The sequence below is a fragment of the Sphingobacterium yanglingense genome (assembly GCF_004363245.1).
Classification (GTDB): Bacteria; Bacteroidota; Bacteroidia; order Sphingobacteriales; family Sphingobacteriaceae; genus Sphingobacterium; species Sphingobacterium yanglingense.
Window position 1 is genome coordinate 588,675 of sequence record NZ_SNYV01000014.1, and the last position, 15,572, is coordinate 604,246.

At 42.9% G+C, this 15,572-nt stretch carries 10 protein-coding genes and 1 tRNA gene; 7 read left to right on the top strand and 4 right to left on the bottom strand.

What is annotated here, in order from left to right; all coding sequences use genetic code 11:
* Positions 1–185: 185 nt before the first annotated feature.
* Positions 186–1,172 carry a PstS family phosphate ABC transporter substrate-binding protein gene (locus CLV99_RS13750; RefSeq protein WP_133585064.1) on the bottom strand — a complete coding sequence of 329 codons (987 nt, stop codon included), beginning with the start codon at positions 1,170–1,172 and terminating at the stop codon, positions 186–188.
* Between the two features lie 169 nt (positions 1,173–1,341).
* On the opposite strand from CLV99_RS13750, the gene CLV99_RS13755 reads away from it, so the two are divergent.
* From CLV99_RS13755 to CLV99_RS13780, 6 genes are all read left to right on the top strand, one after another.
* Positions 1,342–3,441: a HEPN domain-containing protein gene (locus CLV99_RS13755; RefSeq protein WP_133585065.1), complete on the top strand. Its 2,100-nt coding sequence runs from the start codon at positions 1,342–1,344 to the stop codon at positions 3,439–3,441.
* A 15-nt stretch (positions 3,442–3,456) separates the two neighbouring features.
* Positions 3,457–4,224 (top strand): uroporphyrinogen-III C-methyltransferase, encoded by a 768-nt coding sequence (gene cobA, locus CLV99_RS13760; RefSeq protein WP_133585066.1) that lies wholly within the window; start codon positions 3,457–3,459, stop codon positions 4,222–4,224.
* A gap of 1 nt (position 4,225) precedes the next feature.
* Positions 4,226–4,795 carry a precorrin-2 dehydrogenase/sirohydrochlorin ferrochelatase family protein gene (locus CLV99_RS13765; protein WP_133585067.1) on the top strand — a complete coding sequence of 190 codons (570 nt, stop codon included), beginning with the start codon at positions 4,226–4,228 and terminating at the stop codon, positions 4,793–4,795.
* 8 nt (positions 4,796–4,803) lie between these two features.
* Positions 4,804–5,499, top strand: a complete 696-nt coding sequence (locus CLV99_RS13770; RefSeq protein ID WP_133585068.1) for a phosphoadenylyl-sulfate reductase — start codon at positions 4,804–4,806, stop codon at positions 5,497–5,499.
* Positions 5,500–5,534: 35 nt separating this feature from the next.
* Positions 5,535–6,425 carry a sulfate adenylyltransferase subunit CysD gene (gene cysD / locus CLV99_RS13775; protein ID WP_133585069.1) on the top strand — a complete coding sequence of 297 codons (891 nt, stop codon included), beginning with the start codon at positions 5,535–5,537 and terminating at the stop codon, positions 6,423–6,425.
* 95 nt (positions 6,426–6,520) lie between these two features.
* Positions 6,521–7,765, top strand: coding sequence for a sulfate adenylyltransferase subunit 1 (locus CLV99_RS13780; protein ID WP_133585070.1), 1,245 nt, complete (start codon positions 6,521–6,523; stop codon positions 7,763–7,765).
* A 23-nt stretch (positions 7,766–7,788) separates the two neighbouring features.
* On the opposite strand, the gene CLV99_RS13785 is transcribed toward CLV99_RS13780, so the two are convergent.
* Positions 7,789–8,610, bottom strand: coding sequence for an alpha/beta fold hydrolase (locus CLV99_RS13785; RefSeq protein ID WP_133585071.1), 822 nt, complete (start codon positions 8,608–8,610; stop codon positions 7,789–7,791).
* 151 nt (positions 8,611–8,761) lie between these two features.
* Here CLV99_RS13785 and CLV99_RS13790 point away from each other — a divergent pair.
* Positions 8,762–8,835, top strand: a tRNA-Arg gene (locus CLV99_RS13790).
* 65 nt (positions 8,836–8,900) lie between these two features.
* Here CLV99_RS13790 and CLV99_RS13795 read toward each other — a convergent pair.
* Positions 8,901–10,568 (bottom strand): hypothetical protein, encoded by a 1,668-nt coding sequence (locus CLV99_RS13795; protein WP_133585072.1) that lies wholly within the window; start codon positions 10,566–10,568, stop codon positions 8,901–8,903.
* 34 nt (positions 10,569–10,602) lie between these two features.
* Positions 10,603–15,540: a hypothetical protein gene (locus tag CLV99_RS13800; protein WP_133585073.1), complete on the bottom strand. Its 4,938-nt coding sequence runs from the start codon at positions 15,538–15,540 to the stop codon at positions 10,603–10,605.
* Positions 15,541–15,572: the final 32 nt, after the last annotated feature.

The window sequence follows — 15,572 nt, forward strand, 5'->3', positions numbered from 1 at the left end:
GATCTAGAAGCTATAATATTAATCCTATACAGTTTGTAGACCCGTTCGATTCCGCTCCGCTACACTCAGGGTGACGTTTACTTTTACTGTCATCGAATCTCCTTTGTTTTTGTTAAAAAAACTTAGCTCTCGCAATTACGACTATCAGCTACTTTTTAGGCAGCCCCAGTTTGATTTTCATTATTTTATTTACTCTTGTTACTCGGTGTTTCCGACTTTATCTTTTCCAGTTCGATTGCCAGTTGTGCTTCCGTCATTGGGACATATCCATTAGCGAGGAGATGTCCCTGTTGTTTTTTGTCTAGGACAAATCGAATAAAGGCCTGGACCAACGGGTTTATGTTATCCTTCTTAACGACGAATGCCAATGGTCGCGAAGGAGGAGATGGGTATTTGCCCGCGGCCACAGCGGTTGTCAATTCATCTATGGTATTGTAAAAATTTTCTTCTTCATCTATTTTGCCATTGCCATTCTTGTCGAGCGGAATAACGTCAATATCGGCTGCGGTTCTTTTGGAGGTTAGATCGTAAACGTAATTGATGTTATTGAAGCCGATTGCCATCGGTTCGTCTTTTACGGCCTGTGCTAAGCCGGGATCACCAAATATTCCTATGCCTTTTAGATCTTCTTGATTTTGCCCGAAGAACTTGGCCCAGGTTTCGGCAGCTCCAGCAGCATCAGATCTTACATAAGCGCGGATCGGTAGATCCACAAATCTAGGGTCGATATCGTTCCATTTCTTGTAGCTATGCGTGACGAAGATTCCTTCCAGTTCCCTTTGCGTCAAGCCCCGCTCTTTGATCAGGCCGGCATTGGGATGTTTAGCGTTGTAGGTGCCGAGTACTGCATCTTTTGCTACAAATATAGGTAGCGCTCCCTTTGTTAATTCCTGCTGGTGCAGATCCCTTGATACAAGACCTATATCCATCATGTCTGTCAAGACATCTGTGATTCCTTTTCCTGCTCCTCCAGCAGAGATATTAAAGCGTACATTGGGGTGTATTTTCTTAAAGTCTTCACTCCATAAAACAACAATTGGGTACAAAGCAAATGCGCCAGAAATAGATATGTTTCCTGAATAACCTGTCTCGCTATCATAGCTGTTTGTTTTTTTTGGCGCGCAGCTTAGTGAAAATATTGTTGTTAATATGCTGATAGTTAATCTATTCATTGTTTGTGTTTTGACTTCTGTAATTTCAGTTCGCTTCTTTTTTTACAAATATATACTAATTTGGTAGATTATATAGTTATTGTTGTTTTTCTTTTATACATTTGTTTCGTCGTTCCTAAAAATACAGAAATGGCAAGCTATAGATTAATGGAGTTTTAGCTGAAAAAATATGCAGAGTTTTCGTACTGAATTAGAGAATCCTATTGTCGAGCAGGAAATAATTGAGCTGGATAGGAAGATTAGGGCTTACCAAGAGGGAAAGTTGCCCGAGGAAAAATTTAGGTCGCTTCGTTTGGCAAGAGGGGTGTATGGACAACGTCAAGCAGGTGTTCAGATGGTTCGTATCAAGTTACCTTTTGGGAAGGTCACCTTTAAGCAATTGTTAAAGATTGCAGCGATATCTGATGAATATGCGAGTCGCAACCTTCACCTTACCACAAGACAGGATATACAGATTCATTACGTAAGCTTGGATAAAACACCGGAGCTATGGGCTAAGTTGGCTGCTGATGATATTACACTTCGGGAGGCCTGTGGCAATACCGTTCGAAATGTTACAGCTTCAGCGACGGCAGGGGTAGATCCAGACGAACCCTTTGACGTATCGCCCTATGCCCAGCAAACATTTGAATACTTTCTGCGCAATCCGGTCTGTGCAGAGATGGGGCGTAAATTCAAAATAGCCTTTTCATCGTCGGATAAGGATACGGCATTTTCCTATATACATGATTTCGGATTTATTCCCAAGATTAAGGTGGTTGATGGTGTAGAGCAGCGGGGCTTTAAGGTATTATTGGGCGGAGGCCTTGGTGCACAGCCTATATTAGCGGAGGAAGTGTTCGAGTTTCTGCATGAAGATCACATCATCCCTTATATGGAAGCCACGCTTCGTGTATTTGACCGATATGGAGAGCGTAATAACCGTAATAAGGCCCGGTTTAAGTATTTAGTCCAAAAAATGGGCTTAGCCGAAGTATTGCGTTTGATCGAGGAGGAAAGGGTAGCAAATAAAAATCAGATTTACGTGGTGGATCGTGGTCTGGTAGAATTACCCGAATTGCCTACGGATAAGGTAGCGGTTACGCTGCCCGTTGACGAGAAGGCCTATGCATTGTGGAAACAGACCAATGTATTTCGTCAGAAGCAAGAAGGGTATTACGGTGTATACGTCAAGGTGCTAACTGGAGATGTATCGACAGATAAGGCCAGGGAGTTAGTTGAGGGGATAAAAAGCCATGTCGCGGATGATATCCGTATTACCCAAGGGCAGAATTTACTGTTTAAGTACGTCCGTGAAGAGTCCTTGCCGCACTTGTTTAACCTATTGACGCGGTTGGATCTGGCTAAGGCTGGGTTTGACAGTACGGCCGATATAACGACTTGCCCCGGTACGGATACCTGCAATCTAGGAATTTCTAATTCGACAGAGATGGCGCGTGTGCTCGAAGGGTATATACACGAGTTTTATCAAGATTTTGTATTAGAGCAGCGTTTGAAAATAAAGATTTCAGGCTGTATGAACTCTTGTGGGCAACATGGATTGGCACATATTGGCTTTCATGGCAGTTCGGTAAAAGCAGAGGGTAAGGTCGTGCCTGCAGCACAGGTGATGTTGGGGGGCGGTACCGTCGGCGACGGTAAGGGGCGCGTTGCCGAGAGAGTGATTAAAGTGCCTACCAAGCGTGTACTTCAGGTGGTCGATTTGATTCTCGCGGATTATAAATCAAATAAGACGTTAGAAGAAGATTTTCATAGTTACTACGACCGATTCGGTAAAGATTATTTTTATAAGCTTTTGAAACCGCTGTCGGATCTGAGTACATTGACGGGAGAAGAGTTTATCGACTGGGGACATCAGGATACCTTTGCGACAGCAATAGGTGTCGGCGAGTGTGCCGGTGTGGTGATTGACCTTGTTGCTACTTTGCTGTTTGAGGCAGAGGAAAAAATAGATTGGGCAAAGCAGGCGCTGGATAAGCAACAATATGCCGATGCCATCTACCACAGTTATAGTGCGTTTGTGTGGACGGCCAAGGCCTTGCTGTTGGACAAAGGCATTAATGCAAGTACGCAGATTGCGGTGATAGATGCTTTCGATGAGACGTATGTAGCAAGTGGTGATTTCCAGTTTCCTGTCTCCTTCTCCGATAGGGTATTGCAGATAAATAAATATGAACCATCAAAAGATTTTGCCCAAGCGTATCTGACACAAGCTACGGCATTTTATTATGAGGGGGCCGAACGGAGAGCGGTTCTAAAGTTGAATTAAAAAATAGAATAACGAATGAATACAATACAACCATTTGTGACGCTAGTAGGTGCAGGTCCGGGAGATCCTGATCTAATCACGTTGAAGGGAATAAAGGCAATCGAAAGTGCCGACGTCATTTTGTATGACGCCTTGGTGAATGAATCTTTATTATCTTATGCTAAAGCCGGCTGCACCAAGATATATGTGGGCAAGCGTGCGGAGCAGTTGTCTACCTCACAAGATTATATTAACCGATTGATGGTGGATTATGCGTTGACGCATGGACACGTCGTAAGGCTCAAAGGTGGAGATCCCTTTGTTTTTGGCCGTGGGGGCGAAGAATTGGATTATGTGCATGGGTTTGGTATTGCCACTGCTGTGGTGCCGGGGGTGTCTTCGGCTATCGGACTGACCGGTCTACAGAAAATCCCATTGACCTACCGAGGTATTAGTGAGAGCTTTTGGGTTATTACCGGGTCAAAATCTGATGGCAGTCTGTCGCTAGATCTTACCCATGCAGTCGATACCGATGCTACCGTTGTGGTATTGATGGGCTACGCCAAGTTGCAGCAGATCGTAGCCTTATACAAATCCCGTCAAAAAGCGGATCTCCCTATTGCTGTCATCCAAAATGGCTCCTTACCGAATGAGCGTATTGCATTAGGAACCATAGATTCAATTATTGCAGCGGTAGAGAAATCTAATATTGGCGCTCCAGCTATACTCATAATCGGAGAAGTGGTGCGTAAACATGAAGCTTTTAATGACCTGCTTAAAGAGATTCAATATTTAGAAAGATAACATGAATAGATTGTTCCCCATATTTCTTAAACTCGAACAATTGCAGGTATTACTGGTAGGGGCTGGACCGATAGGTCTGGAAAAGATTGCCGCTTTGCTACGTAGTAGTCCCGGTGCCAAAATTCGGGTGGTGGCTAGTGTGGTGGCGGATTCATTTCGGGATTACATTGCCGGACAGGCGGCTGTCGAGCTGCATGAAAGGCATTTCCGTGAAGCGGATCTAGATGGTGTTGATCTGGTCGTATTGGCATCCAATAACCCGGAGTTTAATGAGGAAGTCCGCCTGTTAACCAGAAAACGTAATCTTCTATTAAATGTAGCCGACAAGCCCGATTTGTGCGACTTCTACCTGGGCTCCATCGTAGAGAAGGGGAATCTCAAAATCGGCATCTCCACGAACGGGAAGTCTCCAACGATTGCCAAGCGCCTGAAAGAGTTTTTAAACGATTTGCTGCCCGAGGAGATCGACGAGACCTTGGGATTGATGCATGAGATGCGGGAGCAACTGAAGGGTGATTTTCAGGAGAAAGTAAAAGCGCTTAATGCGCATACACGCGAACTGATAAAATAAGGTATAGCATGATCGATTTATTGAAAAAGGCATTATCTGGTTTAGACGCACAGCAAATTGTTTCTTATATTGTCCAAAATTATGCTGGACGCACCGTTTTTTCGACGTCCTTTGGTATAGAAGACCAGGTTATCACAGAAATGCTTTCGAAAGAACCTCAGCAGGTATCTATTTTTACGTTAGAAACAGGGCGGTTATTTCCTGAAACCTATTACGTATGGAATAGAACCTTAGAACGTTATAATTTGCCAATAAAAGCCTTTTATCCACAGACAGATGCTGTGGAAGCCATGGTTTCGGACAAAGGTCCTTCTAGTTTTTATGAGAGCGTAGCCAATAGGAAAGAATGCTGTTTTATACGCAAGATCGAACCTTTAAAGCGGGCGATAAAAGGTTTTGATATCTGGATCACAGGGATTCGTGCCGAGCAATCGCCCAATCGGGAAGAGATGGGTTTTTTGGAGTGGGATGAGGCGAATTCAATCGTTAAGGTGCATCCCTTGTTTTATTGGTCATTGGAGGACGTGGAAGCTTTCTTAAGGCAGTTTAATGTGCCTTATAATCCATTGCATGATAAGGGATTCCCCAGCATAGGGTGTCAACCCTGTACCAGGGCTGTAAAAAAAGGAGAAGATTTTCGTGCGGGCAGATGGTGGTGGGAAGATAAAAGTAAAAAGGAGTGTGGGTTGCATGGTGGAAGCTGAGCCTTGCGAAGTGAAAAGTTATAAGTTAGATAAAAATGGATTATTTAGATCATTTAGAGGCAGAAGCCATTTATATTCTCCGTGAGGTCGCGGCGCAATTTGAAAAACCGGCCTTGTTGTTTTCCGGGGGAAAAGATAGTATTACATTGGTGCATCTTGCGAAGAAGGCATTTCGTCCCGGTAGGTTTCCTTTTCCTTTGGTGCATATTGATACAGGGCATAATTTTCCGGAAACAATTTTGTTTAGGGACTGGCTGGTTGATCAGATCGGTGAAAAGCTGATTATCGGTTCGGTTCAGGATAGTATCGATGCAGGACGGGTTGTGGAGCAAAAGGGTAAAAACGCGAGTAGGAATGCATTGCAAACCGTGACGTTGTTGGATACGATCGAACGATATGGGTTTGATGCCTGTATTGGAGGGGCACGGAGAGATGAAGAGAAGGCACGCGCCAAAGAACGTATTTTTTCGGTACGGGATGAATTTGGGCAGTGGGATCCCAAGCGTCAGCGTCCCGAGTTATGGAATATATTTAATGGCAGGATACATAAGGGTGAGAATGTACGCGTGTTCCCCATCTCAAATTGGACAGAGCTGGATGTGTGGAACTACATAAAGCGGGAGCAAATAGCGTTGCCCTCTATCTATTTCAGTCACGAGCGCGATGTGGTGTGGCGCAATGGGCAGTGGATGGCTAGTGCAGACTGTCTGCAAATTGATGAAGCAGACAAGGTAGAACATCGGTCTGTACGTTTCAGAACAGTAGGAGATATGACCTGTACTGCCGCAGTAGACTCTATTGCCGTAGAACTCGATGATATTATCTCCGAGATAAAGGCTTCGACGGTGAGTGAAAGAGGGGCTAGAATGGACGATAAAGTATCTGAAGCAGCGATGGAGGAACGGAAAAAACAAGGGTATTTTTAGTGTTTAGTATTTAGTACATAGTATTTAGATAGGAGATAGGAGATGTCAGATGTGTCTAGTATCTAACTCCTAGTCCCTAAATTATTAGAAAAGAAATGAACATATTAAAATTTATAACGGCTGGGTCAGTAGATGATGGCAAGAGTACGCTGATCGGTCGCTTGCTATACGATACCGATTCTATATTGGACGATCAATTGGAGGCTATTCAAAAAGCGAATCGGAAGAATGACGACGGTACGGTCGATCTTGCTATCCTCACCGATGGATTGAAGGCCGAACGGGAGCAGGGTATTACCATCGATGTGGCCTACAAATATTTTCAGACCGAGGTGCGTAAATTTATTATTGCCGATGCACCAGGACATATTCAGTATACCCGTAATATGGTGACCGGGGCCTCAAATTCTGATTTGATCATTATTTTGATAGATGCCCGCAAGGGGGTGATCGAGCAGACCAAAAGACATTCTTTCATCGCAAAATTATTGTCTTTGAAAAAGGTGCTGGTCTGTATCAATAAAATGGATATGGTAGATTATAGTCAATCTGTTTTTGATACGATTAAGTCGGATTATCAACGATTAGCGGACAATTTAAATTTACAGGACGTAGATTTTGTGCCGGTCTCCGCACTTAAGGGAGATAATATTGTCTTTTCTTCCAAGCATATGCCTTGGTATACAGGTCCGACTTTGCTGCATTATCTGGAGACGGTTCAGTTTGCCGACAAAGGAACCGGCGCTTGGCGCGTCCCTGTCCAATGGGTGGTACGCCCTCAGACAGTAGATCTTCCGGATTATAGGGGCTATGCCGGTCGGGTAATAGGCGAAGGGTTAAAAGTAGGAGAGGAAGTTGTCGTATTGCCTAGTGGGGTAACGAGTCGGGTAAAGGCTATAACGTTTGACGACGTGGATCTAGCGCATGCGGAGGATGGACAGTCTATCATTGTCCATTTAACAGATGATATCGATATCTCAAGAGGTGATTTTATTGTTAGTGCCTATTCGCAACCACATACCGAGCGTAGTTTTGAGGCCAATATTAGTTGGTTTGAAAGTAAGGCGTTGGATGTAAATCAGGTATACCTTTTACAGAATCAAACCAAGGTAACTAAGATTAAAGTTGCTGAGATTAAATACAGGTACGATGTCAATACGCAAGAGATGGTTTATGACGATCGTATAGGATTAAATGATATCGGAAGGATCGTCGTAAAGGCGGCGGACGAGGTTGTTTTTGACCTGAATAATGAACTCGCTGTAAATTCGCGGGCTATATTGATTGACCCACGCAGCAATTTAACGGTTGGTGCATTGACCATAGAGGAATTGGTTTAATCCCTTTATGAACAGTTTTCTCCTTACCGAAGGAGAAAACTGTTCATATGTTTATTAAAAGCCAGTGGTTGCTCCAGGTTCGGGAGGTGTCCTGCATCCTCTATTTCTACGAATACAGCATTAGGTATGCGCTGGCTCATTTCTTCCATTAGAATCTTTGGCGTGATTTTATCTTCCCTTCCCCGGATGAGGAGTGTCGGAATCTTGATGCTATCCAGCATATCCGTATTGTCCGTTCGAGATGCCAGCGCCAGTAAGGTAGCACATATCGATTGAATCGAATTTCGTCGAATACTACTTTTTATCAATTCTATAGCATCTTCGTTTTCCTCCTCATTTTTCTTTGCAAAGAGATTGTCTATAAATCCTAAGGCAAATGGTCTTCTGCCATGTCTCAGGATGGCCTGTATACTATCAAAACGTTTTTGTTTGGCTGAATTGTCGTCCGCTTTGTGGTGGGTATCCGATAGGATGAGTCCTTCTATTTTGTCTGGAATTAATTGATAGATACGTAGTGCGATATATCCCCCCATTGAGACACCGCAAAGTGTTACTTTTTCAAGCTCCAATTTGGCAAGTAGTGCTATGATATCCTTTGCGAACACATCAATACTAAAAAATCCATGTCCGCTGGTGGATAGGCCGTGACCGCGAACATCCACGGCGATACCTGTAATGTCGTCCTCCAATGATTCTAATTGAGGTCTCCAAGAGTTCTTGTTGAAAGGGAAGCCGTGTAAAAATATAATCGTACGTCTTTCTTTTTCGGTTGCCTTTTTGATATGATAGGATAGACTAATGTCTTCTGTTCTGATTTTATTACTACGGATGCTGCGTTCTGTCATAAAAAATGGAAATGTAATTCTATTACTATCAGCAATATATAAAAAAATAAGAGTTTTGTTGCAAAAAAAGGTGTTAAAATGTTTGAAATAATGAAAAAAGTGCTGATATTTGCATCACCAAAACGGAAGATGCCTGATGTTTTAGGTAAATGCATTCCTAGCTCAATTGGATAGAGCATCTGACTACGAATCAGAAGGTTAGGGGTTCGACTCCCTTGGAGTGCACAGGTAAAAGGATTCTCAAGATGAGAATCCTTTTTTGTTTTAGCTTATTGAAGATGATGTGGATTTTACAATTCCTCAATCTTATGAGATAGTAATCTAGCTCTGATGGTGGGATAAACTGTGCCACTAAGTGTATTAACAGTCATACTAAAGTATGTTGATATAGGATTGCTATTTGCTTCTACTAAGTTGGATAGAACATATCCTGTTACTTCTTGAACAACAATTGGCGGAGCTGAAGGGGATGTGTGGGGGTTCATTAGAGAGTTTATTTCCAAAGAACTCTCCACTATGCTAGAGCTTGTTAATCTAAAATAAATAGTAAACTTTCTTGTAAAGACATTTTCATGGTCTCCGATATTTACGTTTTGGTAAGTCTTTTGAATTGTACTAAGTATATTTGCAGCTCCTCCTCCTGGTGCGGTATTCGATCTCTTTATTCCGTATCCGAAATTTACGATATTTCCATCTGTTATATTTTTCATATATAAGTCAGCAACTAGTGTCACTTTGTACCATTTACCAATGATAGGGTGTAGTATGTCTAGATTTTCACTATGACGCCGGCTCAGTCCAGTAGACGTTAAGGGGGGCATCTCGATAAGTAGAGTTTTCCTTTTACCTAGTAAGCTATTTACATAATCCTTGACAGCCTTAGAGGAAGGTACACTTGAAACATTGTCGCTCAGCGCAGTTTCATCAAAGGACATAGATCCAATGTTATGTGAATTTGCTTCTGAATATCTAATGTTCTTAAAAGAAGATGTGTCTAAATCTACCATGCGCTGTTCTCCACTATTTGTTTTAATGTAGATTTGGTGTTGCGCTGTTACATGCTTAAAAGCATTTAACTTGTTTACAAGTGCATCCTCTAATTGAGACTGAACAACAAATTCATTATACATGGTAGCGGGCTTACCTGTTACTCTTCCATTAAATTGAGCGCTAGGGGTAGATGCGGTTTCGAAACTATTTAATGTAAGTTGAGATGTTCCTATAATTAATCTTGCATTTGTATCTTTTGTAATTGAAAGGCCTCCGTTAGATCCTGAATTATCTAATCCAAAGCTTACTTGGTTATTAGTTAATGAAATGTGTGATTTAGTTACTCCATCTGCTCCGATATTATACATCTGCCCAATACCATTTAAATATCGTAAGTTAAGTCCTTCGGTTAATACATCATTTTCATATCCATTTATGTGAATAGTATTAGAAGTTTTGTTATTCCCTAGACCTGTGGTTATAGATTGTAGATTAGGAATTGGTATAGCTGTTATCAAAGCATTAACCTCCGATTTTGTATAATAGTTTGTTAGATCGGCCTCGATACTATCCCGCCATGTCATAGATACTGGATCGTATATCCGCAGCTTATGTGATGTGGTATTATAGAATAATTTGGGGCTGTTTTCAGAAACAGGAGTTCCAATTGTATCCACAGGGCCAGCAGGTATCCCCATCAAAGCAAGTTCTTCCAGCTTATTTTTAAAAGCTAAGGTGAAATTTTCCTGTGATAATCCCTTGCCAGCTTCTTTATCTACTTTTGCTTCTAATGCGGCGGTAAATATTTGATGGTTTTCTGTGATTTCCTGTTCTAATCGATCGCGTAGTAATTTAACCAGCTCACGCAATTTAACGCCTTGCGTCTGATTGAGCGTAGGGTTGTAGGGTACATTTGACTTGATTACACCATCGATGTAACTGTCTTCAATAGGAGGGATTTGTGCCATAATTATCGTTTTTATATGATTACTATTTCTTTTCTTAAATTGTTATGATTTCATCTTGCAGGTTGAATATGCCTATCGTGCTCTCTACGCTCAGCTTGTAGCGATCATAGATGCGGTCACCATCTTCATCTATACGGTTGGTAGGATGAGGCAGGATATAGGACATTGGCTCGTTCGAAGCTGGCGCCACCACCTGATAGACGTTTTCCCAATTACCTACACGATTCATCTTGTAGAGGTAGTACGAATAGTCTTTACCTATCGGGGGCCATTCCAGTCGGGTCAAAGCTGCGTTGAAACTGATTTCAGGCGCTAAAGGTCTTTTGCTATCCACAATATGGACTTCAAGAGGAAGAGAGGGCAAGCTTAATATATCCTCCGCAACATTATTCTCATTGACAATCGACCGTATACCAGCCAGTCTGTAGTATATCGTCCTGCCAAAAGGTACTTCGGCCATTCCATCAAATGTTTCCGACACCCAATACCCTTCCGGATTGTATTCACCAAGAGCTACATCCACATAGTTGGTATTGCCCATCATTACATCCAGTTTTTCCGGGTATTCAAACCGATAGATTCGGATTTTTGTAATGCGGTCATCTATATTGATATTGGCGATCTGAAAACTTATCATTGGTGGTACCAAGTCGTTGGTGACATCCGTGTTATCAATAAATGCCTTAATTTGTGGTGCTTCAGATGGAACCGACTGCAGTATTTCAACAGGACCAGCAAAAGGACTTAGCGGACCTGGTGTCAGCTGATTATCTATTTCCACTGCCGAGTAAAAGTAGAGTTGTCTCGAATTGCCATTCAGCGTATAATCCGTAAACCGCAGATACCAAGTGCTCGTCTCGTTCGGTTTTTTAAATTTCCGGGCCATAGGGTACGGATTAAAACGGGGATCATTCTGATCCAAGAGTTTTCCATCGGTATCCCTTAGTACAGGCAAAGTATTTTCCGTAAGCAGACCTTCATCCAGGTATTCAAATAAAGGCGGCTGTTCGGTCAGTGGCATTAAGGTAGCTTGTATTGCGCGACGGTATTTTTCCGTTTTGATAGCCATACTATCCGTAGGTAAGACCAGTCCCGTCTTATCAGGGATTGGAAATCCGTACGGAGCGGGTATTGCAGGATACATTTTAAAATATCCCTCATTCAACGGGTCAAATACCAGGTTGACCAGCTCGGAGTATCGCTGTTCGTAAAAAAGATCTTCCGTAAGCCCTTGCAGATCCTCGACGATCTGTTGCTTTGTTTGCGCACTGTACAGCGCATCCAACACCTCGTTGTGATCCGTTCTGTAAAAGATATGACCGAACGGGCGCCTTGCTGATCCAGCTCCAATAGGAGCGACTTTGATATCCAAGGTAAAAGCTGCCCGTTTGGTCGCATCCGGCCGTACCTTTAATGAGGACACTGATGGCATCTCGATAGGTTGCGGCTTCACAATATTTCGAGCTAGCAGGACCATAGGCATGGTTAGCGTGGAGAGAAGATTGCTTTTTCTCGTGTCGAGACTTTGCAAAGCCATCAAGGTTCTGCGATCATTCGCTCCATTAGCAGGTAAAATATTGCTTCGGTTGAAAATATATGGAGAGGGTTCGGTAAAAAAATATGCTTTGTAGCCCGGGTGAAAATTCACGGGTATCGTAGCAGTCGGCACCTCGGGTACATAGATTGGGTTTTCAATATAGTCCGCATCATAGATATACAGTTCCAATGGAGACAGCTCTTCTATACGCACCACCTGTATTTCTTTCGAGGTTGTGTCGGTCGTTGTTGCCGATACAGGCATACGTACGATTCCTTTATACCATTCCACATGCGCATTGTGAATCGTTTCAGGATTGTTTGCGGCAGGTGTATCTGGCTTATACGGAATATTGGATTGCGGATGCTCGGCTAGGGTATAAGATGGGAATACGATCTTGTAATAACCCGGTAATCTATCCTCTTCCGGGATTTCACTGCCGAATAAGGAAGTAACCTGAGCAGGTTGATGTATACCCCCGATCCAGAAATGATTGGCATTACCTTCTGCATCCACCAAGGTTTCAATTTCGGCTTGATTGGGATCAGCAAAGGAGACCAGAGGTACGGTCTTCTCTAGTTTTTGCCAATTGTTTGCATCGCCCAGATTCTCTACCACAGAGAATTTGTTGCCTGCAGAAGGAATTATCCAAGACGAACTCTTGCCAAACATCGGATTTTCTGGATCAGCATCCGAGATTAGCGATTCCTCCACATTTTTATAAATAGTGATTTCTAAGCCGCTTCCCGTATTTTGCAAAGAATGTACTCTAAAAGAACCTTCTGTAGTATTCAGCATACTGTTTGCAAATCTTGGTAAATCGGCCGTCGGTACTACTGGAATGGCTGTAGTGCCGTCCAATGACGTAAATCCTCCCGTTGTAATCCGCAGGAGCTGATCATTGTCCGCGACCTCTAGTAGACGGGTTATTTTACCCACCACTTCGTACATTGTTCTATCCAAAAAGAGCGGCCTAACCTGATTCGCTCGGGCTACTTGAGTCAGTTCCGTTACGTCCTGATAATCCACATAACTCACATCCACAATATCTACCCAGTCGAAGGTAACCCGCGTCAATGAGGTGTCGGCATCCGGAAACTGTAGCATCCGACCGGCTGTCCAGCCCTGTTCCGTATCCGTCGTAAAAACAATAGGGTCTTCCTCTTGTATATATTGGACAGAAGGGTTTATCGGTGGCAGGATACGCTGAGACAATGAGATAGTCGTCTCGTCCGAAGAAGCCTCCTCACTCCGCAAAGAAGATCTAAAGAACCAGTCGATTCCGTATATCGCGTAGTGATGTATTCCGTTCTCCCGTACCATGTGTATATAGAGGCTGTCTTCCTGATCGAGTAAGGGGACAGGTTCCAATACCCCGTTTGGATTATCCGTGTCATAGGCATAATACAACTGACCATCATATCCCGGTTCTTGGGTTATTTCCGGTTTCACATAATCGGGGTTATTATTCTTTCTATATTCTATTCCATATAAAATGCTTTTGGTCTGCGTGAAGGCATTAGCATTCAGTACTGTGGCATTTTCGGCGAAAAAATCAAAATTGTCGTACTCAAAGCTTTCTTTTTCGCGACCAATATTGATAACACGGACAGGCGCCACTAGACTATATCCATTGCTATCCACTATGTCGTTCATACTGGAGTCCTCTGCAGGGAACCCATACTTCAACGGGCGTATTTTGGGATTTTGAGACGTACGTCGATCTTGGATAGATGTAGGTAGCGAAGTGTATCGATGTTCTGATACCTGAACTGCTCCAGCCGTTTTGGTCGTATACCGCACTTGGTAAATATATTTACCGGTATTTGTGGGTTGTACAGTATGATCGATATGTCCTAGACCAAACATCCGTGCGATATGGTAGTCCATGGCTAGCATATTCAACGTGTCCAGGTTACTTACCTTGATTTCTTCCTGTAGGTCCAATTCCCCATTTATACGGGACAATGTTTCCATTGCTCTAGGATCAGTTTCAGATAGCAAGAGGTATTTTTCTACCAGTTCCCTGATCGATTGATCATCAGGTGTACCTTGATTCCATTTATTTCTGTAATTAGATGCCCGAACCGTGGTGCCCCCATTGTAATGTGGCCACAGATGATCGATCATTTTCTCTGCCGTCTCTAGGTTATTGAAGACAAGGTTGTCGTCTAGCGAGAGCGCAAAGCCACTACCTATTTCTTCCCAGTCAGATTCTTGTATGGGTTGTAAGAGCGAAGCATAGCTATGCAGCACAATCTCCTTGATTGAAATGCCGATTTCCTTTTTTATCCTGATTTTACGGATATTATCCGCCATGAAATCAATAGTTTTGTTTTCATTTGCGGTAAGAATTTCAGTTTGGTAAGAATTAATGAGCGATTCGTTCTCCTGAGCTGTAAAAGTATTTGCAGATGCTGCTTCCAGTCGGATGGATTTTTGTGTACTGGCCAGATTTGCAAGCTGTACCGCTACCTGATGAAAGCTATTTCCCCGCACCTCTAGTCCAATCACGCCGTTGTACGCATCAATAAATTCTTTAGGTTGGGATAGTGGGTTAATGGTGCGTAAGCGTATAGTATATTGTGCCGCGTCCTCAAATGTCATTTTCACATATTCCGTCCCTCTGCTGTTATTAAAGACGTAGGTCCACTGTCTATTTCTATGGTCTATAGCCGGGATATGGTAGTTTAGATTTAGCTGTAGCCCATTGCTCGGTCGGTATGGCGCACGGAATATCCGGACGAAATCATCTTTTTTATTATACCCCGTGTTTGGGATCGGTTTATTTTCGAAGTAATTGCCCTTTGCCAGGTGTTTGTCCGCAAGATCCCCGGCAAACATCCAGCGAAGATGTATCCCGGCGACGATGCCGTCGTGGCCATCCGAGCCTACCGCCTGTAAGTATAGACTGTCCGAATTATTGTATGGGCTTAGGCCACTTACATCTGTACATAGTTGTAGCCCCAGTGCTTCGATTTCCCGCTGTATTTCCCAAAAATCAGTAAGAAACTCCAGTAGTGCATCCTGTAGCAGTTGAAGCTGTTCATTGGTGAGCCTGTCCGCTATAGACTTTATGACTTCAAAAAGCTGCAGGATACTGCCGAATATCGCTTCGTATGATTTATTGCTATAATCAAGATATCCCGTATAAAAATCATCAAATAGGAAGTCAAAGTCCTCGAAGTCTCCATAGAAATAGTCGTCCTGAATAGGAGAGTCGCTAGGGGGGATACTTTGGAGTTCTGCTAGTATATATATAGTTTGTATATAGAGCTTTTTCAGACTGTCATTTTCCATATTCCGCAGCTTTTCCAGTAGCGAAGTATAGCTGTCCAGCAGCCCCGCTTGTTCCGCCTGATATATGGCAGATAAGCAGCTGGATACGGATTCAAAATCCGCGTAAAAAGCATTTATATTTTTGATACTTTCCATTGTTACTCTTTTAATTTACCTTTTTATAAATC

What these genes read in the sequence shown, in the direction of transcription:
- CLV99_RS13785 (WP_133585071.1), bottom strand. Translation starts at nt 8,610, where the DNA reads ATGACAGAACGCAGCATCCGTAGTAATAAAATCAGAACAGAAGACATT.
- CLV99_RS13750 (WP_133585064.1), bottom strand. Translation starts at nt 1,172, where the DNA reads ATGAATAGATTAACTATCAGCATATTAACAACAATATTTTCACTAAGC.
- CLV99_RS13770 (WP_133585068.1), top strand. Translation starts at nt 4,804, where the DNA reads ATGATCGATTTATTGAAAAAGGCATTATCTGGTTTAGACGCACAGCAA.
- CLV99_RS13795 (WP_133585072.1), bottom strand. Translation starts at nt 10,568, where the DNA reads ATGGCACAAATCCCTCCTATTGAAGACAGTTACATCGATGGTGTAATC.
- CLV99_RS13765 (WP_133585067.1), top strand. Translation starts at nt 4,226, where the DNA reads ATGAATAGATTGTTCCCCATATTTCTTAAACTCGAACAATTGCAGGTA.
- CLV99_RS13755 (WP_133585065.1), top strand. Translation starts at nt 1,342, where the DNA reads ATGCAGAGTTTTCGTACTGAATTAGAGAATCCTATTGTCGAGCAGGAA.
- cobA (WP_133585066.1), top strand. Translation starts at nt 3,457, where the DNA reads ATGAATACAATACAACCATTTGTGACGCTAGTAGGTGCAGGTCCGGGA.
- CLV99_RS13800 (WP_133585073.1), bottom strand. Translation starts at nt 15,540, where the DNA reads ATGGAAAGTATCAAAAATATAAATGCTTTTTACGCGGATTTTGAATCC.
- CLV99_RS13780 (WP_133585070.1), top strand. Translation starts at nt 6,521, where the DNA reads ATGAACATATTAAAATTTATAACGGCTGGGTCAGTAGATGATGGCAAG.
- cysD (WP_133585069.1), top strand. Translation starts at nt 5,535, where the DNA reads ATGGATTATTTAGATCATTTAGAGGCAGAAGCCATTTATATTCTCCGT.